This is a genomic window from Actinoplanes sp. CA-051413 (assembly GCF_050955795.1).
Lineage (GTDB): Bacteria > Actinomycetota > Actinomycetes > Mycobacteriales > Micromonosporaceae > Actinoplanes.
In genome coordinates this window covers 1-18,970 of the sequence record NZ_CP192101.1, presented here as the reverse complement: position 1 = coordinate 18,970, position 18,970 = coordinate 1, and the positions used below count along the sequence as shown (strand labels likewise).

Below are 18,970 nucleotides of genomic sequence, written 5' to 3'. Positions count from 1 at the left end.
CTACGGTGAAGACATCTTTGTAGGTCTGTATACACACCTGCAGACCTACAAAAGACCCTGACGGCGGTCACCGTCAGGGTCCCTAACCGGGTCGATTCACCTGTGAGAGGAGCCCGACCCATGCTCAGTTTCCTACCTTCCCCGCAACCCGAGGCAAGTGACCCTCCCTCGTTCGCTTCCATCAACGTTGCCGCGCTGCAGACGATCGCTGACCCGTGGCACCGCTCACGCCTCGCCGCAGAGCAAGCTCGGTGCCTGGAAGCGCAGATGGCCACGCTCTTGCAGATTCGCCGTGATGCGGTCGGTGAGCTGGTCAACAGCCACCGGACGCCGCTGTCCAAGGTGGCTTCCCACCTGGGTCTCACGAAGAGCCGCATCGGCCAGCTCGCGAAGGCCGCTCTGCGCACGCTCGACGGTGGTGACGCTCGATGAAGGCGCTCACTGCTTTTTCCGCGGCTGTCACCGCGATGGCGACCACAACCGCGGGCCTGGCCGTGTACGGCAACCGTCGTCTGCAGCGCCGCCTCGCGGCCGCCAACGGCGAGCTGGTCGAGGTCCGCTCGGTATCTCTGCACGACCCGCTGACCGGGCTGGTCAACCGCCGCGGCATCACGGCTGACATGGCCGACCGGATGGCCTCGCGTGCCTCGTGGGCGCTGATCCTGGTCGACCTGGACGGCTTCAAGCCGGTCAACGACACGTACGGGCACGCCACCGGCGACCTGGTGCTCGCCGAGACTGCCCGCCGGCTGGCGACGGTGGTCGACCCAACCGCCGATCTGGTGGGCCGGCTGGGCGGCGACGAGTTCGTCATCCTGGCCGCATCGCCGATTCCGGCGATCTCGATGATGCTGGCCCGCGACGCCGCGAGCGTGCTGCGTGAGCCGTTCACCGTCGACGGCGACGTCCGCGTCGAGGTGAGCGCCAGCGTCGGTCTGGTGCAGGTCATGCCGGGCGACGACACCCGTGCGGTGATGCGCTCGGCGGACGCGGCGCTGTACCGGGCCAAGGCCGCCGGCGGGAACACCGCGGTGGAGTTCGGCCCGGCCGAGCCGCTGGTCGGCGTCGACGTCGAACGGCCCCAGCTGCGCGTGCGTGACATGCACCCGCACCGCGTCCCGGCCGAGCTCGGGGTGGTGATCGCGCGATGACGACCTTCGCCGTTCCCCCAACCGGATCCCCGGCCTGGCGCGAGATCTACCAGACCCCACCTGACGTGCAGACCGGTCGCTGGTGCCCGATCGACGACACCACGCTCGTGGTCCGCCTCGACGGGTGGAGCTGCCCGGCGTGCGGCGCGGCCTGGGACTTCCAAGGGCTGGCCGGCCGGTGGCTGGCCGACACCGCCGCGGTGACCACCATCGAGCCGGCGGCGCGCTGGCGGCTGTCGCCGCCGGCGGCGATGGCCGGTGTGGCCGGCTGCGCACTGGCTGCCGCGGGCATGGTCGCCGTGCTCGGCGAGCTCGACGAGCGCCTGGTGTGGTGGCTGGCCGCCGTGGTCGGTGCCGCCGCGGTGCTGCTACTGGCCGGGGCGTGGCTGGCCCGGCAGCTCGAGGACCGCCGGCACCGGCACAACCGAGTGCTGCGCACGGTCGAGGGCGAGGCGAGCCGATGAGCACGCAGCTGATCGTGAAGGTCCACCTCGACTGGACCGCCCCCGGGCACTACGACGACGAGCACTCGCTGCCGTGCCGGCTCGGCGACGGGCCGACCAAGATGCGTGACAGCCAGGACCGGCCGTGCCACCTGAAGTGCGCCGAGGACGAGATCGCCCGGGAGCTGTACGGCCGGGGCCAGGTCCTCATCGCCGATGAGCGGGTGGCACCGGCTCGACCCAGAGGTGACCGGTGACCACGCCGATCGCCGGGGCCGCCGCGAGTGCCGCCCGAGCCGAAGAGCTGGGCAAGAAGGTCGAGCAGGCCCGGACCAAGAGCGCCAACATCAACCGGGCGACGTGGGGTGTGGCCGTCGGAGTGATGATCTACGGCACGGTCAACGTCACGATGCTGCTGATTCAGCACCACGTGCCGTGGCTGATCGCGCCGCTGCTGAGCCTCATGGTCGACCTCGGGCTGATCGTCGCCTTGCTGGCGGCGCCGGTGCTGGCCGACTACGGCCGCAAAAGCGGCTGGGTCAACACGCTGCGCTGGATCACCGCACTGATGAGCTGGGGGCTCAACGTCACCGAGCCTGCCCTGAAGGGCGACTGGGTCGGCGTCGGGATCCACTCCTGCGGCCCGCTGCTGCTGATCGTGGTCGCCGAGGCCGGCGCCGCTCTGCAGCGAACCCTGGCGGACATCGTCGGTGAACTCGCCGCGGAGCTTGCCACCGCGCAGCAGGCGGTCCCGCAGGCCCGCAAGGCGCTGACCGATCTGCAGGCGGAAATCGCCGGGGCGCGCCGGGAGCTGGCGGAAATGCAGGCGCGGGCCGAGGCGGAAACCGAGCGGGCGGAAACGGAAATCGCCGCCCGCGCCGAGGCGGAAACCCTGGCCGCGCAGGCCACCGCCCAGGTGGAAACCCTGACGGCGCAAGCCGCCGCTCAGGCGGAAATCGAGGCCGGAAAGCAGCAGGAAATCCAGCGACGGGCGCAGGAGGAAATTGGGCGGCTGCAGAGCGCGGTCCGCGACGCGATCGAGGCCCGCGATGAGGCCCGCCGGCACGCCGGCGAGCAGACCCAGGCGGCCGGGCTGGCACAGGGCCGGCTGACCGAGGCCCGCGACAGCGCCGAGCGGGCGGCGGCGGCCAAGGCGGCGGCCGAGCAGCGGGCCCAGGCGCACATGCAGCAGGTGTCCGCTGCCGCTGAGCAGGCCGAACACCAGTTGCGGCAGCAGCTCGCCGCGGCCACCGGTGCCGCTGCGGCGGCCGAGCGCCGCGTCGCGGAGCTGTCCGAGCAGGTCCGCACGGTGGAGGCGCAGCGCGAGGAGGCCCGGGCGGCCGCCGAGCGGGCGGGCAACCGTGCGGCGATCGCCGAGCAGCAGATCGCCGATCTCGAGCGGGGCCGCGACGCGGCGTTCGACGAGCTGGAGAACGTCCGCCGGCGGCTCGCCCGGGCCACCGAGAAGGCGGAAATCGCAGCGACCCGGCAGCCGGAAATTTCCCGTCGCCCGGTCCGGAAATCGGCGCTGCCGGTGCTGACCCGGCTGCCGGAAAACCTGCCGGTCGTCGAGTCGGTGCGACCGGAAAAGGTCGCCCTGGTGCTGGTCGCCCGGGTGACCTACCCGGACGCCACCCTGGCCCAGCTTGCCGAGATCACGGAAATTTCCGACCGCACCGTCGGCAAGGTCGTGCGGGCCGTCCCAGCGGACATCGCCCCCGAGATGGTCGAGCAGATCCTCGCCCTGGCCGGCGGCAAGGTCCTCGCCCTGACGGACGGGCGGGCCGCGTGATGACCGAGAACCAGCACCAGGAGGTGCAGCACATGACCCCGGACACTGAGCAGCAGCCCATCACCGCGGCGGCCGTCGCCACGGCACCGGCGGCGGTCCGTGCGCCAGGCTCGCGGCCTTCCCCGCGGCCCCGTACGGCCCCGCCGGCCGCGCCCGGACCGGCCCCGGACAAAGTTACCTTCAGTGACGATGCGCAGGTCTCCAGTCTCTCCACTGGAGAGTTCGAGAGCACCCCTGCGCCAGAGGCGTCGCAGGAAAGCGGGCCGGAAGTCTCCACTCTCCAGTCAAGTCTCCACCTCGACTTGGACACGCTGCGTGAGCAGATCCGGTCCGGGCTGGCGGGGATCAAGGGCTATCTGACGCCGCCGTCGGTGCTCACGCAGCCGCCGGCGTCGGTGGCCGAGCTGGCCGCGTACGCCCACTGGGGTGCCTGGACATCGCGCACGGACGGGCCGCTGCGCCGGCTCGGGATCGTCTGGCACCGCCTGGTCAGCCTGCCGGTCACGGTGGTGTGCCGCTACGTCGAGTGGATCGCCCAGCGCCCGGGCCGGGCCATCCCGGTCTACCTGCTGTTCAAGCTGCTCATCTCCACCGGCCCGGGCCCCTGGGTCGCCGACCACCTCATCCGACCCGTCCTGGGCGTCATCGCCTGGGTCCTGCTCTAAGGGAGAGCGCTCATGGCGAAATCAGGCGCCAAGGCGGCCGTGCGGGCCGTACAGCAGAAAGGCATCAAGGGGCTGGCCTGGACCAGCTTCGGCATCGCGGTCGTCGGCGGCACCCTGGCCCCGGAGATGTTCCTGGGCCGGCTGATCCAGGGCTTCCTCGGGCTGTGGCCGTGGCACTGGATCCCGCCGGTGCTGCTGGCCGCGACGATCGTGGCCGTCGCGGTGGACATCTTCATCGACCTGACGCCGAACCAGACGGCGATCTGGTCGGCGCTGACCATGCCCACGATCGCGGCCAGCGTGAACGGCAAGCTCGGTGACACCGTGTCGGGCTGGTGCCGTGCGCTGCTCGATCAGATCGACGGCTGGCTGCACACCTGGATCACCGACTCATCGACCGGCCTGGCGATCGCCTGCATCGCCGCCGCGCTGATCATGGCACGCCGGGTGGTCAAGAAGTCCAAGGCCGCGGGGGTGGCGTGATGCTGTTCGACGTCGCCGCGCTGTGGCTGATCGTGTGGATGTTCAAGAACGCCGCGATGGATGTCATGTACGCCGGCAGCGGCAAGCCCAACCCGCGGTACGAGCTGAAGAAGGCCAAGGCCCGCGCCGCCGGGCAGCCCGACCCGGTGCAGCACCGCTACGGCAGCCGCGACTGGTTCGCCGACCTGCTCTCCGACGGTCTGCAGGCGCAGACCGACTGGCGCCGGCGTAAGGCCGCTGAGAAGCGTCAGGCCCGCGAGCTCGCCGAGGCCGAGCCGGACGGCGACGGGCCGGACGGGGCGGGTGGCCGCCCGGTCGGTGACCCGGTGGCCAAGCCGGGCGTCCGGCCCGCCGGCGACGACCAGGAGCCGGGCGTGCCGGACGGCTTCGTGCACGCCAACAGCAGCTACATCACCCAGGAGGGCGCCGGTAAGTGGTCCTGGACGTGTCGTAAACCGGCCTGCCCCGGCAAGGGCTTCGACTACGACACCCAGGAGCAGGCGCAGGACGGCGCCCGCCAGCACCGCTGCGTGACCAGCGCCGCCGGTAACCAGACATCCGAACCGGGCGCCGGCGGGGCACCCGATCCGGAGCAGCCGCAATCGCCCCGTCCGACCGCGGCGCCGGACAACCGGCCGGACGCCAAGGTCATCCCGTTCCGCACCACCAAACCGCAGGAGGAACCCGTGAGCACCGACGTCAACAGCGAGGTCATCGGCCTCGACCAGTCCATCGCCTACGCCCGCAGCCTGGCCACGTTCGCCGGTGAGCACGGCCAGGCCGGCAACGAGGGCTACATCGGGCACCTGACCACCGCCAAGGTCGAAGGCGCCGCGCTGCAGACCGCCGCGGAGATGCAGGAGGCGTTCGCCAACGCGGCCGCTGCGGCCGAGGCCCACGCCGGCGAGCTGGAGAAGCAGAAGGCCGTGCAGGAGGCGTTCGACGCCAACCCGGACGCCGGCGACAAGGAGTTTCAGACCGAAGGCCGCTAGGCCTTCCACCGGGGCCCGGGCGCCACTTGGCCGCGCCGCCCGGGCCCCGGGCACCACCTCTGATCCACCGCTCAACCCGTTCTTCCGCCCGGCACCATCTGGAGGTATCCGGTGACCACCACGACGCACACCAGCGACGAGCAGCTGCACGACGAGCCCACCACCGACCCCGCGACCGCGGCGCCGGTGCCGGTGGGTGCGCCGGAGCTGCCCGACGCTGGCCTGCGCGCACAGATCACTCCGTGGGCCGCGATGGGTGCCCTGGTCGTCGCCGCCGGCGCGGTCCGCCTGGCGCAGCACGCCACCGACGCCGACGCGCAGATCGCCTACGGCGTCGCCGGCGTGGCGTTCACCGTCGCGGTGGTCGCCGCGACCGCCACCGGTCGCCGGATCACCGACCGCAAGATGCGCCACCGCATGGTCGCCGCGGCGTACCTGGCCGCGTCGTGGCTGACGATGATCTCGTTCACCGGGGTCACCCTCGGCGCGGTCGCCGCCTTGAGCATCCTGGGCGCCGGGCTGTCGCTGCTGTGGTGGCGCGAGCACCGCATCGGGCCCGGCACCGCCCCCGGCGCCGAGGCCGACCTGCCGAACATCGACAGCAGCGACCTGTTCATTGAGCGGTGGAACGCGCACCTGGGCGGCAAAGGCAAGCCGTTCGCCGGTGCGAAGCTGACCGACCCGCAGATCATCAAGGCCGGCTACCGCTACACCCTGGAGCTGGTGCCGGGCGCGCAGAGCGTCGAGCAGGTCCGCGCCGCCGTCAATGCCCTGCGCGGCGGCCTGCGGCTGATGCCGGGCCAGGACATCATCGTCGAGGACCACCCCGAGCTGCCAGCGCCCGCCGGGCTGCTGACCATCGTCACCCGCCCACCGATCGCCAAGGCGCAGCCGTGGCCCGGTCCCGAAGCCGGCTTCAACGCCCGGACCGGTGCGGTGAACCTGGGCCCGTTCGCCGACGGCGAGGGCTGCGCCTGCTGGCGCGTCTACACCCGCGACTCGATCTGGGGCGGCTTCATCCAGGGCGGCACCGGCTCGGGCAAGTCGCGGCTGATCGAGCAGATCGCCATGAGCTGCGCCGCGTCGACCAGCCACCCGACGATGATCTGGTACGGCGACGGGCAGAACGGCGACAGCAGCCCGCTGCTGGTCGAGCACGCCGACTACGCCGCCACCAGCTTCGAGGCGATCTACAACATGGCGCAGGCCGCCCTGCGCGTCATGAAGATCAACGGCGTGGAGCGGCGCCTGGCCAAGCAGGTCGGGTTCACCCCCACCGCACTGCGGCCCGGCCTGCTGATGATCGTCGACGAGTCGCACAAGCCGCTGTCGGCCAAGGAGAACCCGCTGCTGGCCGCGGCCACCCAGCTGGCGTTCTGCTCGATCGCCCGCGAGGGCCGCAAGAACGGCGTCGCGCTGATCCTGGCCTCGCAGTCGCCCACCTTGGACGCGTTCGGCAGCTCCGGTCTGGCTGACACCCTGCGGGCCTGCCTGCTGGACGGCAACGGGGTGATCCTGCGCTCGAACACCTCCAACGCCAAGACCGTGTTCGGTGTGGACATCAACCCGAAGAAGTTCCCCAAGCTGGCCGGCTACGGCTACCTGTGCGACCCCGGCGTCGGGGCCCGCTCCGCGCCGTTCCGCGGCTACTGGGTCACCGACGAGCTCGCCGCGTACTGGCCGTCCCGGATCACCTGGCGATCGCTGCCCGCGCGGCAGGCCAACTTCGCCGGCAAGGACTACGCCCAGCGGCGCGAGGTCGCCGCCGAGCAGCAGTTCGCCGACCAGATGCTGATCGCGATGGCCGACGCCGGCACCGTGGATGAGATCGAGGCGCTCGAGCAGCGCATGGACGCCGCGGCCGCGGCCCGCAGCACTGTCGACGTCGTCGAGTTCGGCGACTCTCACCCGCCGGTGCGCCGGGTCGCCAAGTTCTGGGAGCAGCCCGCCGGCGGTGCCGGCGGGCGTCCGGCACAGCTGTCCACCGGGCAGCAGAAGGTCCTCGACGCCATCCGCGCCGGGCACGCCATGCCCAAGGAGATCACCACCGCGACCGGCTACAGCTCCAGCCAGGTCTACAACCTGCTGGGCGAGCTCAAGACCATGAACCTCATCGCCCAGCCCCGCCAGGGCCGCTACCAGGCCACCGCCGCCTAACCCCCTCACCGCTCTGCCCGGCCCGGGCCGCGCTCACCGCGACCCGGCCTGGGCCACGCACACCCAAAACAGGCCCCACCCAGCAAAAGGAGAACCACCACCGTGGACACCCCTACCCCCGGCCGTCAGCACCTCACCCTGGCCGAGACCCCCGCCGACCACACCGCCGGCGGCAGCCGCTGGCGGCAGGCGTTCGCCGAGCTGCCCGCCTTCTGGCGCGACAACCGCGGCCTGCTGTTCATCCGCGACAACTGGTTGTTCGGCGCATTCGGGCTGGCCGCGGTGAGCGTGCTCGGGCTGCTGCTGTGGCTGATCTGGGTCATCCTGACCGCGATCGTCGCCGCGATCGGCTCCGGGCTCGGCGCCGCTGGCTCCGGCCTGGCCGGGCTCGGCGCCTGGATCACCGGCGGGCCGGTCACCACCTCGATCAGCGACCCGGTCCGGGCCTACCTCGACGCGCACACCACTGGGCTGCCCGCCACCGGCCGTGACCTGTGGATCGTCTGGATCGTCGCCGTCGGCGTGCTCTACGCCGGCGCCCTCGCAGGCTCCACCTACGCCCGGATCGGCTGGGCCGCGATCGGCGCCCTGAGCGCCGCGGCCGCCTACTTCGGTGCCGCCACCGGCTCCGGGCCGGCCGCGGCCGGGCTCACCGTCACCGTGTGGCTGCTGCTGTCGCTGCTGGCCTACGCCCGCGCCAAGTCCGCCTCGGTACTCGAGCAGATCGCCCTCGACCTCGCCGCGCGCCGCGCCGCTCGCGAACAGACCGCCACCCGCTGACCCCGACCCGTACGCGGGCGGCCCCACCGCCGTGAGAAAGCCATGCGGGGCCGCCCACCACCTCAAAGGAGGCAACGCCATCATGCCCGACCAGCGAACCGACCTGATCGAACCCATCCCGGCCTCGCCGCAGTTGGACGCGCTGTTCGACGAACGCGACAGCATCCTGGCCGGCGCCCGCCTGGACGCCGAGCTGCACAGTGTGCGGGCCGCCGAGCCGCGCGCCGACACCAAGGCCGGCAACCTGCAGTCACTGTGCTCCGGGCTGCTGCTCGCCGGGCTGGCCCTGCTCAGCACGGGCCGGCTGCCCGGCCCGGCCGGCGCGGCCGGCTGGGTCGCCGCCGTGCTGCTCGGCGTCGCGGTGGCCCTGCTGACGGCCGCGGCCCGGCCGAACCTGGGCGGTGACTTCGGGTTCGTGCGCTGGGCCCGCACGGCTAGCGACCAGGACCTGCTCGACGCCGTCGCCAACGAGCCGGCCGCCGACAGCAGCGGCGAGCTCACCCGGCAGGCCCACCAATTGCGCTGGCTGTCGCGGTCGCTGTACGGCAAGTTCGCCCGGATCCGCACCGCGCAGAGCCTGCTCGTGACCGCCCTGGTGCTCGCCGCGCTCGCGGCCGCCCTGACCGCGCTGGGCCGGTGACCACCATGACCACCACACCCACCCGCGCCGCGGCGGCCGCGGACATGGACCCGCAGATCCGGGCGCAGCTGCTGCGCGCCGCCCGCGGCGTGCGCCAGACGCCCACCGGCGACGTCCCGATGGGCATCCGCTACCGCACCCCGGCCGCCCCGGCCCGGCCGGTCCCGGTCGACCAGCGGCCGCTGTGGATGACCCTCGCACCCACCGGCGTGCTGGAAGAGATCGCCGAGACGACTCCCCGGGCCGGCCGCAAGACGGCGCGGGCCGCGACGCCCGCGCCCGCACGGCCGAGCAGCACCCCGACGCCGGCACCGGCCGCGATCGACACGGCGGCCCAGGCACCGGTGACCAAGCCCGTCACCCGCAAGGCCCCCAGCCGCAAGCCGGCCCCGGCGCCCCGCGTCGCCGAAGCCTTGCGGCCGCGGGTGCTGGGCAGCTACGACGCGTTCGCCTGCGAGGCCTGCGGCAGCCGGTACTCCCAGCCGTTCCCCGACCACGGATGCGGGCCGCTGACCCCGGTCACCGTCACCATCACGACCAAGGTTGCAGGTGAGCGGGCATGACCGACACGACGACCCCCGCGACCGCGATCGCGGTCGACCGCGCTGCTGAGCTCACCGTGCTGCTCGCCGAGTACGGCGCGCTCAAGGACGAGCAGCAGAAGCGCATCGACCGCCGCGACCACACGGTGTTGGGCACGCTGACCGCGATCGCGGCCACGCTGGCCGCCGCGGCCAAGCTGCCCGAGGCGCTGCTGCTGCTCCCGGCGGTCACCGTCATCCTCGGCTGGACGCACCTGGTCACCGACGTGAAGGTGGCCACCGCCGGGCAGTACCTGCGCGACGGCCTCAGCGTGCGCCTCAGCGCGCTGGCCGGCGCCCCGGTGCTCGGCTGGGAGACCGCTCATCGCGCCGACGGGCGCCGCCGGCAGCGCCGGTGCCTGCAGCTGGCCGTGGACCTGGCCACCTTCCCCGCACCGGCGCTGGTGTCGGCGGGCGCCTACGTGGCGCTGACCGGCCCGCCGGTGCTCGGCGGGATCGCCGCGGTGGGGCTCGCCGCGGCCGCGATCGTGCTGGCCGGTCAGCAGGCCCTGTACGCCGCCGGCGGTCGCCGGCTGCGGATTGGGGGCCGGCGATGAGCAGCATCGGCACCGTCCTGGCCTTCCTGGGCTGCTTCGCCGCGCTGGGCGCCGGGCACCTGCCCGGGGACATCGCCGTGCAGCGCAACACCGACGCGACCGGCAAGGCCTACCCCAGCAACGACCGGCTCGCCGCCGGCGTGCACCCCTTCACCGGCTGGGCCGCGTGCCTGCGCCATTGCACCTCGTACCTGGCCTGCCAGGCCATCGCCCTGGCCCTGGTGCTGGCGGTCATCGAGATCCCGCTGCCCGGCATCATCGCCGCGCTGGTCGTCAGCGGCGCCACCCACGCGGTCATCGACCGGCGCTGGCTGGTGCAGCGCATCCTCGCCGCCAAGGGCTGCACCGGCTGGCGCGAGGCCCCGTTCTGGGTCGACCAGGCCCTGCACTGGGCCGCCATGTTCGCCGCCGCGTTGATCGCCGCCCGCACCACCACCTTCACCAAGACCGCCGGGATCGTCGTCGCCGGGGTGCTGCTGATCGCCTACGCGCTGCACGTCGAGCACCGTCACGCCCGCGGCGTCGCCGCCGGGCCCGCCCCCACCGACCGGTACTGAAAGGCGAACCCGATGACCACCACGGACACCACCTGGACCGGCTTCGAGCGGGCCTGCGCCCAGCAGATGCCGGTCACCATCGGCGGGCGCCGCTTCCGGGTCACCGGCCTCGGCACCTGCCCCGAGGGCCGCTGCACCGCCGGGGCGACCTGCCCGGGGCTGCTCTACCTGCACACCGACGACACCGGCACGGCCCTGCTGGCCCTGCCCGCCGCGCACCTGGCCGGGCAGCAGGAGTACCGGCTGGAGATCGTCACCGACCCGGACCCCGACACCCCGGTCGCGCTGGTGTGGTTCCGCGCCGACGGGATCGCCGCGGCGATCGCCCAGGCCCGCCGGCTGCTGGCCGCCCACGACGGCCCCGACGACCAGTACGGCGAGCTCTACCAGCGCAACGGCGAGCTGGCCGACTTCCTGACCACCCTGCACCAGGGAGCGTGAACGATGCCGCACGCCGACACCCTGACCGTGATCCACGACGACGACACCCGCACCACGTACACCGACGCCCGCTACCAGCTGCACCGCGGCGGAGTCCGGATCTGGACCGCCGACGGTGAGACCGTCCACACTGATGTCCTGATGACGCAGGCCTACCGGCAGCGCACCGACGGCGAGGCCACGCGGTGAGCACCGCAACCGGCGAGGTTCTCGGCCTGACCCAGTCGATCGCCTACGCGCAGCACCTCGCCGAGCAGGCCAGGCTGCACGGCCCGGACGGAAACCAGAGCTACCTGGCCCGGCTCGCCGCCTGCCGGGTCACCGGCGACGGCCTGACCACCGGGCACAGCATGCAGAACGCGTTCGCCGCCGCGGCCATCGCCGCGGCGGCCCACGCCACCGAGCTCGGCAAACAGACGAGCATCCAGGAGCAGTACGACGTGAACCCCGATGCAGGCGACAAGACCTACCTGACCGGCGCTGACGGCACCGACCCGGCGGTGGCCGCGGCCACCGACGAGCCGGCCGAGCGCAGCGAGCGCGACGTGCTGGCCCGCGGCGCCTACATCGGCCCGGGACCGCTGCGCTGGCAGCGCGACCGGGCCCGGGAGTGGGACGCCGGACGCGTCGATGCTGACCAGCGGGCCGCCGCGTACGCCCACGCCGACCAGGTACTCGCCGACCGGGCGCAGGTCGCCGCCGGGCCGGGCGCCGACCGGCAGGAGACGATGCGCGAGAACGGCGTCCTGCGGTGCCCGCCCTGGTGCCCGCAGGACGACGACGAGCACGACCACGAGGCGCACATCGGGCCGGGTAGCACGTTCACCACCGCCGACGGCGACACGGTGACCGTGCGGCCGCGGGTGAGCTGGTGGTCCGATATCGAGCCTGCCGTCGAGATGACCGTCACCCCGGGCGAACACAGCGACGGCACGCTGGTGCTCACCGCGGCCGAGCTGGGCCGGCTGCAGCAACTCAGCAGTGAGGTCCTCGCCGAGGCCCAGCAGCAGCACGGCGACGACGCCCTGGCCTCGGGTAAGCCGGCCTACCCGGGTGCGTACTCCGAGGCGGTCGATGCCGCCCACGACGTCGACGACCCGGCCGCCGCGGCCGCCGCGATCGACCTGCAGGACCGCGCCAGCGGCTACGACCTCACCGCAGACACCCATGACGACGGCGACGGCCCGTACCTGGACTGGTCGTCGCGGACCGAGGCCGGAGTGCGGCACCTGGAGGTCAGCGACGGCGAAGACGCCATCGGCCTGTCCCTGACCACGCCCGAGTTGCAGCAGCTGCGCGACGACATCGGCCGGCTCGTCGGCGCGGTCAACGACGGCGAGCCGGACCCCGGCATCATGTACTCAGACGACGACGGCGCCTACATCGACTGGAGCACCACCGAGGACGGCGTCCGCTACGTCGAGTTCGGCGACGGCGACGACGCCGTGCAGCTCGAGCTCACCGACGCGCAGCTGCGCGAGCTCCACCAGCGGCTGGCGCTGCAGCTGCAGCTCGATGCCCAGGACAGCGACCGGTGAGCACCGCGGCCGCCGGTGAGATCACCGGCCTGACCCAGTCGATCCACTACGCCCAGCACCTCGCCGAGCAGGCCGAGACACACGGCCCCGACGGCAACGAGGGCTACCTGGCCCACCTGGCCGCCGCCGGCGTCACCGGGGCCGGCCTGGTCACCGCCCGGCAGATGCAGAACGCCTTCGCCGACGCCGCGGCGGCCGCCGCGGTGCACGCCGTCGAGCTGGACAAGCAGACCAGTGTGCAGGAGCTGTACGACGCCAACCCCGACGCCGGCGACAAGACCTACCTGGCCACCACCGGCGCCGACCCGGCCGCCGCCGTCGAGCAGGAGACGCCCATGACCCATGAGCCGGCCGCGCCGGCGGCACCCCGCGGCCACTACCACCCCGACCAGCCGCGCGCCGCCGACGGCAAATGGATCAAGGTCGGCGACGAGCTCGGCTACGCCGACGGTGAGAACGTCCACGCCACCGGCCGGGTCGTCGGGGCCGGCCCGGTCCCCACGACCCTCGCTCTGATCGACTACCCGGACGACGGCATCAACCAGAAGGGCGCGTTCGTCGAGGTCGCCACCCCGAAGAACGGCTACAACGCGGCCACCGGCGAAGAAGCGGACGGGCGCCGTTACTGCCCGCCGCAGCTGGGCCCGGACGAGGCCGAAGCCACCGCCGGGCACCTGGAAGAACTGGCCGGGATGGTCGAGTCCGGGTACCGGCCACCCGCGCCGACCAAGCACACCCGAGCCCGGCAGCGTGTCGAAATGCTGCTGCAGGAGAACCGGGCCGCCCGACGCGACCGCATCTTCGTCGGCGACGACGACGTCCCGCTCACCACCGGCGACCTGCTCAAGCTGCTGATCGAGGCCGATCCGACCATGAGCGCCCCGCAGACCCGCCACGCCGTGCGATCCCACGCCGCGGTCGCCGCCGGCGGCGAGGACGGCACCCTGTGGCTCGACCTGGAGCCCGACACCGCCGGCACCTGGCACGTCGTGGCCACCGCAGTCGAAGGCACCGAGTCCCCCGACGACGGCGACAACCGCCAGTACACCGCCCGGCACACCCCCGACAGCGCCCGCGAACTCGCCGCCAAACTGCGCGCGTTCGCCCGCGCCGCCCGCCGCCGCGGCAGCGGCAGCAGCGGCGGCAACGACCACTAACGCGCCGCACAACCGACGAGGCCCGGACCGTGACGGTCCGGGCCTTCGTTGTGCCCTGGCGGGCTGCCGCCCGACGAGCGAGGAGGTACCCCTCGCTCGCCGAGCTGAGCTGGGGATCAGGTGAGGAACGCGTACGAGGTCATGGCGAGCGTGAGTGTTCCGACGAACGCACCCGCGGTCATACCCAGAATGATGATCGGCGTCGCGTTGAACCGCGCCGTCAACAATCCGGTGATACCTGCGATCAAAGTGGCACCGATGAAGAAGGCGATGAACGCCGCGGTGGGGCTCATGCCGTCACCGCCAAGTTGACGCTGAGTACACGTTGGTTACTCCGGGTGTCGAAAATCCACGACACCGAGTAGCATCTTTCTTGATACATGTCGTCTTGCCCTTCTTGATTAAGCCCTAGCTGGGTTAACGACGTGCTGGTGGCCCCCGGTTGGCGCCGGGGGCTTCACCGTGTCCGAGGCCTACAGGCCCTCCGACTTGATCTGCCACGCCACCAGTGCGTCGTCACCACATAGCGTAATGCAACGGGTGGGGTTTTCCGCATCCCGCAGTGACGGCTGTAGCTGGTTGCCCCTACCCATCAGGGATGAAGCGGACAAAACTCGCCATCGATGTACCGAACGTTGCGGTGCTCGCGTTCTGCAGCGCGCCCGGCACGGACAGGGCTTGACCACACGCATCCAGACTCTGGCCTACATGCCCAGCGACGGCCCGCGGCCGATGTCCGGGCCGCGGTGGTGGTGGTCGTAGTCGTCGCGGATGTTGCGTTCGGTCTCGGCCTGGCGGGCGGCCTGTTCAGCTTCGGCCTGGCGCTGGGCGTGGGCCTGGCGGCCGTCGTCCTCGATGCGGCTGATGCCGGGGTCCAGGCCCTCGCGCAGCGCCGCCTCAGCGCGTAGCCCGGCGGCACGTTGCTGCAGGCGGGTGGCCTGCTGGCGGTTGTCGTGGGCGCTGTGCTCGGTGAGCCGGACGCTGCCGCCGATCCCTTGGGCGTCGATCTTGCGGGCATGCGCGGCGCGCTGTTCCCACTGGCCGTTAAGTTCGGCCAGCTCCGCGGCCGCGCGGCGGCCGCCCTCCGGGCCGCCGGCCTGGCGGTCGTACTGCCCGGCCTGGGCGTCGTGTTGGGCGGCGGCCGCGGCTGCGGTCTGGGCGGCCTGGCGCAGCTGGGCCTGCTCGGCGGCGATTTGCGCCCGTGAGGTGCCGGCCAGGCGCAGCGCGAGGGGGTTGCGCTGCCGTTCGATCTCCAGGCGGGCGACGTCCTGCCACGCCTGCCGGGAGTCGGCGTACCCGGCGGCGGCCGCGGCCCGGGCGGTGTCGGCCTGCTCGCCGGCGGCGACGCGGGCCTGCAGCTGGGCGCGGTGCTGTTCGAGCTCGCGCATCGCTCGGCCCTCGCCGGCGGCGGCCGCGGCGCGCAGCTGGGCGAGCGTGGCGGCCTGCCGGTCGGCGGCCGCGGCCAGGCGGGCGGCCTCGCGTGCGGCGGTGGCGATCGCGGCGGGCAGCTCGGCGTCCGGGATCGTGCCGTACGGCCGGTCGCGCCAGTGCGGGACGCCGGTGTTCGCGCCCTGCGGGGCGCGCTCGGCGCGGCCGCCGGCCTGCAGCGCGGCCTCGCGGTCGCGGCGGGCGGCTTCGGCCCGGGCGGCGACAACGGCCTGCTGCAGCTGCTCGCGGGTGAACTGGCCGGACGCCGGTTCGCCGCGGCTGATCTGGGACAGCTCGGCGTAGGTGGCCAGGCGGTGCTCCCGGTCGGCTGCCGCTTGCTGGGCGGGGTCGAGCGGGATGCGCCGCAGCCGGTCGCGCAGCTCGTCGCGGTCGGACGGCTGGCGCAGCTGGGCGTCGGGCAGCTCGGCCAGGCGCGCGTCCAGGGCGTCGAACGCCGCGGCGTACCGGTCGACCGCCGTGCCGATCGGGACGGTGTCGGTGAGCGCGTCGACGGCCTGGCGCTCGCGTAGCTGCTGGGCGGCGGCGCGGACCTGGGCGATGGAGTCGTGCAGCCGCTGCCAGGCGGTGGCGTGCGCCGGTGCCGGGGTGGGCGGGTTGATCGGCTCGGGTTGCTCGCCGAGCTCGGAGAGGACGATGCGGTCCGGGCGGTCGCCGGCGATCGCCGCGGCGTACGCGGTGACGGCCCGCGCCCGGGCCTCGGCCGGGTTGGGTGGCGGGCCGTGCCGCGCCCGGTCGGCGTCGGTCTCCAAAGGCTGCAGGGCGAGCCACAGGTCGGTGCGGTGCCGGTCGCGGGACATCGCCGGGTAGAGCACGTGGGCGTCCATCTGGTTGCCGTAGACCAGGGCCTGGTCGGCGGTCAGACCTTGGGCCTTGGACGCGGTGATGGCGTAGCCGAGCTGCAGCCCGCCGCGCTCGACGTAGCCGGCGCCGACCCACGTGCGGATCAGTTCGGGGCCGTCCGGGCCGGGCTCGCGGCGCTCGACCTGCACCCGGCCGGCGGCGTCGGAGTCGACCACGACGCCGCGGTGTCCGTTGAGGATGCCCAACTCGCGGTTGTTGGTCCGGGCCAGGACCTGGTCGCCGATGTTGAGCTGCAGCGTGCGGCCGTCCGTCAGGGTGTACTGGCGGCCCTGCGCGGTCTGGTCGGCGCCGAGCAGCTGCTGCTGGGCGAGTTGGTTGAGGGCGTCGACGTCGGCGTTGGTGTGCGCGAGCAGCAGCAGCCGGTCGATCCGGTCGTGCGGATCCGACCAGGCGGCCCGCGCCCGGGTCCAGTGCTCGAGCATTTCCGTCTGGGCCTGTTCCGGGGTGGCGGTGACGTGCAGCCGGCCGGTGTCGGACCACGCCTGCAGCGCCTGCTTGCGTTCGTCGGCCCGCCACACGGCGAGCGCGGCGCGTTCGTCGACGTCGACCTGGCGGCGGTTCTCCGACAGCTCCAGGCCGCTGACCATGCCGTGCACCGCGGCGAACGTGCCGCCGACGCCGACCGCGCGCAGCTGCAGTGGGTCACCGATGGCCACGACCTTCGTGCCGCTCTCGCCGGCGGCGGTGAGCAGCCGAGCGAGGTGCCGGTCGTCGACCATCGCGGCCTCATCGACCACCAGGACGTCGACGCCGGACAGGCCTGGGCCGTCGTCGACGCGGGCCAGCCAGGACGCGATCGTGCGCGAGGTAATGCCCGCCTCGGTCTGCAGGTTCGCGGCCGCGACCGCCGCGGTGGAAGCGCCGGCGACGGTCTGCCCGGTCGCCTCGTACGCGCTGCGCAGCGCGGACATGAGGGTTGTCTTGCCCGCGCCGGCGACGCCGATGACGGTGTCGACGCCGTGCCCGGCGGTGGCCAGCCGGGTCAACACGGCGCGCTGCTCGGCGCTGAGCGTGAAGCCGGCACCCGCCTCGAACTGGGCGACCGCGAGGTCCAGGACGTCGTCCGGGACGACGGCCTGGCCACCGTCGTAGCGGTCCCGGGCCGCCTGCAGGACGGTGCGCTCGGCGTCGACGATGTCCGCCGTGGTGAACCGCGCCGAGTTGCTGAGGTGGACCGCCCCGGTGGCCGGGAGCGGCACCGCGAGCTCGTCCGCGAGCACCTCATCGGTCAGGTGTTCGGCCTCTTCGAGGTCGGCCACTCCGGACCGGGTGGCGTCCATGACCGCGGCCAGCACGTCCGCGCGGCTGGTGACCTTGCGGTGCCCGGTCAGGCCGTCCTCTTCCCGGAAGACCCGCTCCGCGATGGTCGTCGGCGCGACGTCGACGGGGGCGGGTGTGTGCTCCGGACCGGGCATCGCCTCGGCGACCAGGGCGGCGGGGTCGACGCCGGCGGCGGCCGCCTGGGCGTGCCACTCGGCGCGCAGATCCCCACCCGCCCCGGGACGTTGCTTGGCCTCCCGCGACTTCGCGGCCGCGGTCTTCGCCTGCTCGGTGCTGGCCTGCCCGGGGTCGACCCCGTCGGCCTGCAGCCGGTCGGCGACCTGACCGGCACGCTTGGACATCCGCGCGCGCAGATCGTCCGGGACGGCGGCGACTTCCCACGCCCCAGTGCGCTCGTCACGCACCCACTGCATGCCCCACCGCTCGCGAGTGACCGCGCGCAGCCGGGCCTTCACCAGCGCGTCGGCGGCGTGCGCGTGGCGGTGCAAGTCCCGCCCGCCGGCGCCGATCGTCGACCAGCGCCCGTCCGTCCCGCGGACCATGTTCATGAAGGTCAGGTGCGCGTGCAGGTGCGGGTCCGGGGCCTGCCCGGCGACCGGCCGGGCGGTGCGGTGCACCGTCATCCAGCCGAGCAGGCCGGTCCCGTCGACGCGCTCGGCGCGGTGGCCGTCGCCGTGGTGACCGCGCATCCCGTAACCGGCCCACTGCTGCACCGCGCTCACCGTCTCGCGCACCGCCTCGAGGTAGACGTCTTCGAGCTGGGCGGCGGTTTCCGGATCGGCCATCGCGGTCAGCACGCTGTAGCTTTTGGGCAGGTCCAGGGTGAGGTCGTAGCCGCGGTTCCCGACCACCACCCGAGCGTCCCGGTGCTCCCGCGCGGCGGCCAGGACGTCCGCGGCGTAGACGTCGTCCAGGGTGATGCCGGCGGCATCAGCGACGCGCTGCAGATCGGCAACCGGCGCGCGATGCGCAACCGTATCGACGTCCGGACGCGCACCGTCGGGTCCGTCTGTCCGCGTCTGTTCGCGCGCCACGCCGCGCTGCAGCCGCCCGTACCGGGCGACTGTTCGCGGCTCGGCGAGCAGCTGCGCCGGGGTGGTTCCGGCCCGTTCCGCGGCCGCGCGCACGGCCTGGACGAGGGGGCCGGCGGGGAGCTTCGCGCGCGGATCGACGGCCATTTTCGGCGCGACGAGGACCTCGCCGCTGACCGGATCGGCGCCGTCTGCGAGCGCGCGGGCGGCCGCCTTTCCGGCGTCGTCGATGGCCGTTCCGGGCTCGATACCGACCTCGCGCAGGCCTTCGCCGACCCATTCCAGGGGGCTGTCGGACTCCAGGCGGTAGGCCACCTGGGTGTCGTCGCCGGCAGTCAGCGAGCACCCGGACTGAGCCTCCAGGCGGTAGTCGATCTGAGCCATCGCGGGGCCGAGCGTCGTCACCCACGCCAC

General features: G+C 73.2%; 20 protein-coding genes. 18 read left to right on the top strand and 2 right to left on the bottom strand.

Annotated elements, in window-relative coordinates:
* The first annotated feature begins 120 nt into the window (after window positions 1-120).
* The 18 genes from ACQP2Y_RS46765 (at window position 121) to ACQP2Y_RS46680 (ending at window position 13,934) form a co-directional block, all read left to right on the top strand.
* Entirely contained in the window at window positions 121-432 is a 312-nt protein-coding gene (locus tag ACQP2Y_RS46765) for a hypothetical protein (protein ID WP_433732572.1), read from the top strand.
* On the top strand, window positions 429-1,151 hold the full coding sequence (locus ACQP2Y_RS46760; protein WP_433732570.1) for a GGDEF domain-containing protein: 723 nt from the start codon (window positions 429-431) through the stop codon (window positions 1,149-1,151). Before ACQP2Y_RS46765 ends, ACQP2Y_RS46760 begins: the two co-directional genes overlap by 4 nt.
* Entirely contained in the window at window positions 1,148-1,615 is a 468-nt protein-coding gene (locus tag ACQP2Y_RS46755; RefSeq protein ID WP_433732568.1) for a hypothetical protein, read from the top strand. Before ACQP2Y_RS46760 ends, ACQP2Y_RS46755 begins: the two co-directional genes overlap by 4 nt.
* Window positions 1,612-1,851: a hypothetical protein gene (locus tag ACQP2Y_RS46750; RefSeq protein ID WP_433732566.1), complete on the top strand. Its 240-nt coding sequence runs from the start codon at window positions 1,612-1,614 to the stop codon at window positions 1,849-1,851. The genes ACQP2Y_RS46755 and ACQP2Y_RS46750 overlap by 4 nt, the downstream gene beginning before the upstream one ends.
* A complete protein-coding gene (locus ACQP2Y_RS46745; protein ID WP_433732564.1) occupies window positions 1,848-3,386 on the top strand; it encodes a hypothetical protein in 1,539 nt (512 codons plus the stop codon). The genes ACQP2Y_RS46750 and ACQP2Y_RS46745 overlap by 4 nt, the downstream gene beginning before the upstream one ends.
* A gap of 302 nt (window positions 3,387-3,688) precedes the next feature.
* A complete protein-coding gene (locus tag ACQP2Y_RS46740) occupies window positions 3,689-4,051 on the top strand; it encodes a hypothetical protein (protein ID WP_433732562.1) in 363 nt (120 codons plus the stop codon).
* A gap of 12 nt (window positions 4,052-4,063) precedes the next feature.
* Window positions 4,064-4,534, top strand: a complete 471-nt coding sequence (locus ACQP2Y_RS46735; RefSeq protein WP_433732560.1) for a hypothetical protein — start codon at window positions 4,064-4,066, stop codon at window positions 4,532-4,534.
* The gene (locus tag ACQP2Y_RS46730; RefSeq protein WP_433732558.1) at window positions 4,534-5,526 is read left to right on the top strand and encodes a hypothetical protein; all 993 of its coding nucleotides are present in this window, start codon (window positions 4,534-4,536) and stop codon (window positions 5,524-5,526) included. Before ACQP2Y_RS46735 ends, ACQP2Y_RS46730 begins: the two co-directional genes overlap by 1 nt.
* Window positions 5,527-5,637: 111 nt before the next feature.
* Window positions 5,638-7,683, top strand: coding sequence for a hypothetical protein (locus tag ACQP2Y_RS46725; protein ID WP_433732556.1), 2,046 nt, complete (start codon window positions 5,638-5,640; stop codon window positions 7,681-7,683).
* A 102-nt stretch (window positions 7,684-7,785) separates the two neighbouring features.
* Window positions 7,786-8,463, top strand: a complete 678-nt coding sequence (locus tag ACQP2Y_RS46720) for a hypothetical protein (protein ID WP_433732554.1) — start codon at window positions 7,786-7,788, stop codon at window positions 8,461-8,463.
* 82 nt (window positions 8,464-8,545) lie between these two features.
* A complete protein-coding gene (locus ACQP2Y_RS46715; protein WP_433732552.1) occupies window positions 8,546-9,103 on the top strand; it encodes a Pycsar system effector family protein in 558 nt (185 codons plus the stop codon).
* 5 nt (window positions 9,104-9,108) lie between these two features.
* Window positions 9,109-9,666, top strand: coding sequence for a hypothetical protein (locus ACQP2Y_RS46710; RefSeq protein WP_433732550.1), 558 nt, complete (start codon window positions 9,109-9,111; stop codon window positions 9,664-9,666).
* Window positions 9,663-10,241, top strand: a complete 579-nt coding sequence (locus ACQP2Y_RS46705; RefSeq protein WP_433732548.1) for a hypothetical protein — start codon at window positions 9,663-9,665, stop codon at window positions 10,239-10,241. Before ACQP2Y_RS46710 ends, ACQP2Y_RS46705 begins: the two co-directional genes overlap by 4 nt.
* Window positions 10,238-10,798: a DUF3307 domain-containing protein gene (locus tag ACQP2Y_RS46700; RefSeq protein WP_433732546.1), complete on the top strand. Its 561-nt coding sequence runs from the start codon at window positions 10,238-10,240 to the stop codon at window positions 10,796-10,798. The genes ACQP2Y_RS46705 and ACQP2Y_RS46700 overlap by 4 nt, the downstream gene beginning before the upstream one ends.
* Before the next feature lie 12 nt (window positions 10,799-10,810).
* Entirely contained in the window at window positions 10,811-11,239 is a 429-nt protein-coding gene (locus ACQP2Y_RS46695) for a hypothetical protein (protein WP_433732544.1), read from the top strand.
* A gap of 3 nt (window positions 11,240-11,242) precedes the next feature.
* Window positions 11,243-11,428 carry a hypothetical protein gene (locus tag ACQP2Y_RS46690; protein ID WP_433732542.1) on the top strand — a complete coding sequence of 62 codons (186 nt, stop codon included), beginning with the start codon at window positions 11,243-11,245 and terminating at the stop codon, window positions 11,426-11,428.
* Window positions 11,425-12,777 (top strand): hypothetical protein, encoded by a 1,353-nt coding sequence (locus ACQP2Y_RS46685; RefSeq protein WP_433732540.1) that lies wholly within the window; start codon window positions 11,425-11,427, stop codon window positions 12,775-12,777. Before ACQP2Y_RS46690 ends, ACQP2Y_RS46685 begins: the two co-directional genes overlap by 4 nt.
* A complete protein-coding gene (locus tag ACQP2Y_RS46680) occupies window positions 12,774-13,934 on the top strand; it encodes a hypothetical protein (protein WP_433732538.1) in 1,161 nt (386 codons plus the stop codon). The genes ACQP2Y_RS46685 and ACQP2Y_RS46680 overlap by 4 nt, the downstream gene beginning before the upstream one ends.
* Before the next feature lie 116 nt (window positions 13,935-14,050).
* Here ACQP2Y_RS46680 and ACQP2Y_RS46675 read toward each other — a convergent pair whose 3' ends face one another.
* On the bottom strand, window positions 14,051-14,227 hold the full coding sequence (locus ACQP2Y_RS46675; protein WP_433732536.1) for a hypothetical protein: 177 nt from the start codon (window positions 14,225-14,227) through the stop codon (window positions 14,051-14,053).
* A 411-nt stretch (window positions 14,228-14,638) separates the two neighbouring features.
* The gene (gene mobF, locus ACQP2Y_RS46670) at window positions 14,639-18,970 is read right to left on the bottom strand and encodes a MobF family relaxase (protein ID WP_433732534.1); all 4,332 of its coding nucleotides are present in this window, start codon (window positions 18,968-18,970) and stop codon (window positions 14,639-14,641) included.

Bases quoted from the DNA above. Each gene is read 5' to 3' on its own strand.
- ACQP2Y_RS46765 (WP_433732572.1), top strand. From the start codon at position 121: ATGCTCAGTTTCCTACCTTCCCCGCAACCCGAGGCAAGTGACCCTCCC.
- ACQP2Y_RS46760 (WP_433732570.1), top strand. From the start codon at position 429: ATGAAGGCGCTCACTGCTTTTTCCGCGGCTGTCACCGCGATGGCGACC.
- ACQP2Y_RS46755 (WP_433732568.1), top strand. From the start codon at position 1,148: ATGACGACCTTCGCCGTTCCCCCAACCGGATCCCCGGCCTGGCGCGAG.
- ACQP2Y_RS46750 (WP_433732566.1), top strand. From the start codon at position 1,612: ATGAGCACGCAGCTGATCGTGAAGGTCCACCTCGACTGGACCGCCCCC.
- ACQP2Y_RS46735 (WP_433732560.1), top strand. From the start codon at position 4,064: ATGGCGAAATCAGGCGCCAAGGCGGCCGTGCGGGCCGTACAGCAGAAA.
- ACQP2Y_RS46730 (WP_433732558.1), top strand. From the start codon at position 4,534: ATGCTGTTCGACGTCGCCGCGCTGTGGCTGATCGTGTGGATGTTCAAG.
- ACQP2Y_RS46715 (WP_433732552.1), top strand. From the start codon at position 8,546: ATGCCCGACCAGCGAACCGACCTGATCGAACCCATCCCGGCCTCGCCG.
- ACQP2Y_RS46710 (WP_433732550.1), top strand. From the start codon at position 9,109: ATGACCACCACACCCACCCGCGCCGCGGCGGCCGCGGACATGGACCCG.
- ACQP2Y_RS46705 (WP_433732548.1), top strand. From the start codon at position 9,663: ATGACCGACACGACGACCCCCGCGACCGCGATCGCGGTCGACCGCGCT.
- ACQP2Y_RS46700 (WP_433732546.1), top strand. From the start codon at position 10,238: ATGAGCAGCATCGGCACCGTCCTGGCCTTCCTGGGCTGCTTCGCCGCG.
- ACQP2Y_RS46695 (WP_433732544.1), top strand. From the start codon at position 10,811: ATGACCACCACGGACACCACCTGGACCGGCTTCGAGCGGGCCTGCGCC.
- ACQP2Y_RS46690 (WP_433732542.1), top strand. From the start codon at position 11,243: ATGCCGCACGCCGACACCCTGACCGTGATCCACGACGACGACACCCGC.
- ACQP2Y_RS46675 (WP_433732536.1), bottom strand. From the start codon at position 14,227: ATGAGCCCCACCGCGGCGTTCATCGCCTTCTTCATCGGTGCCACTTTG.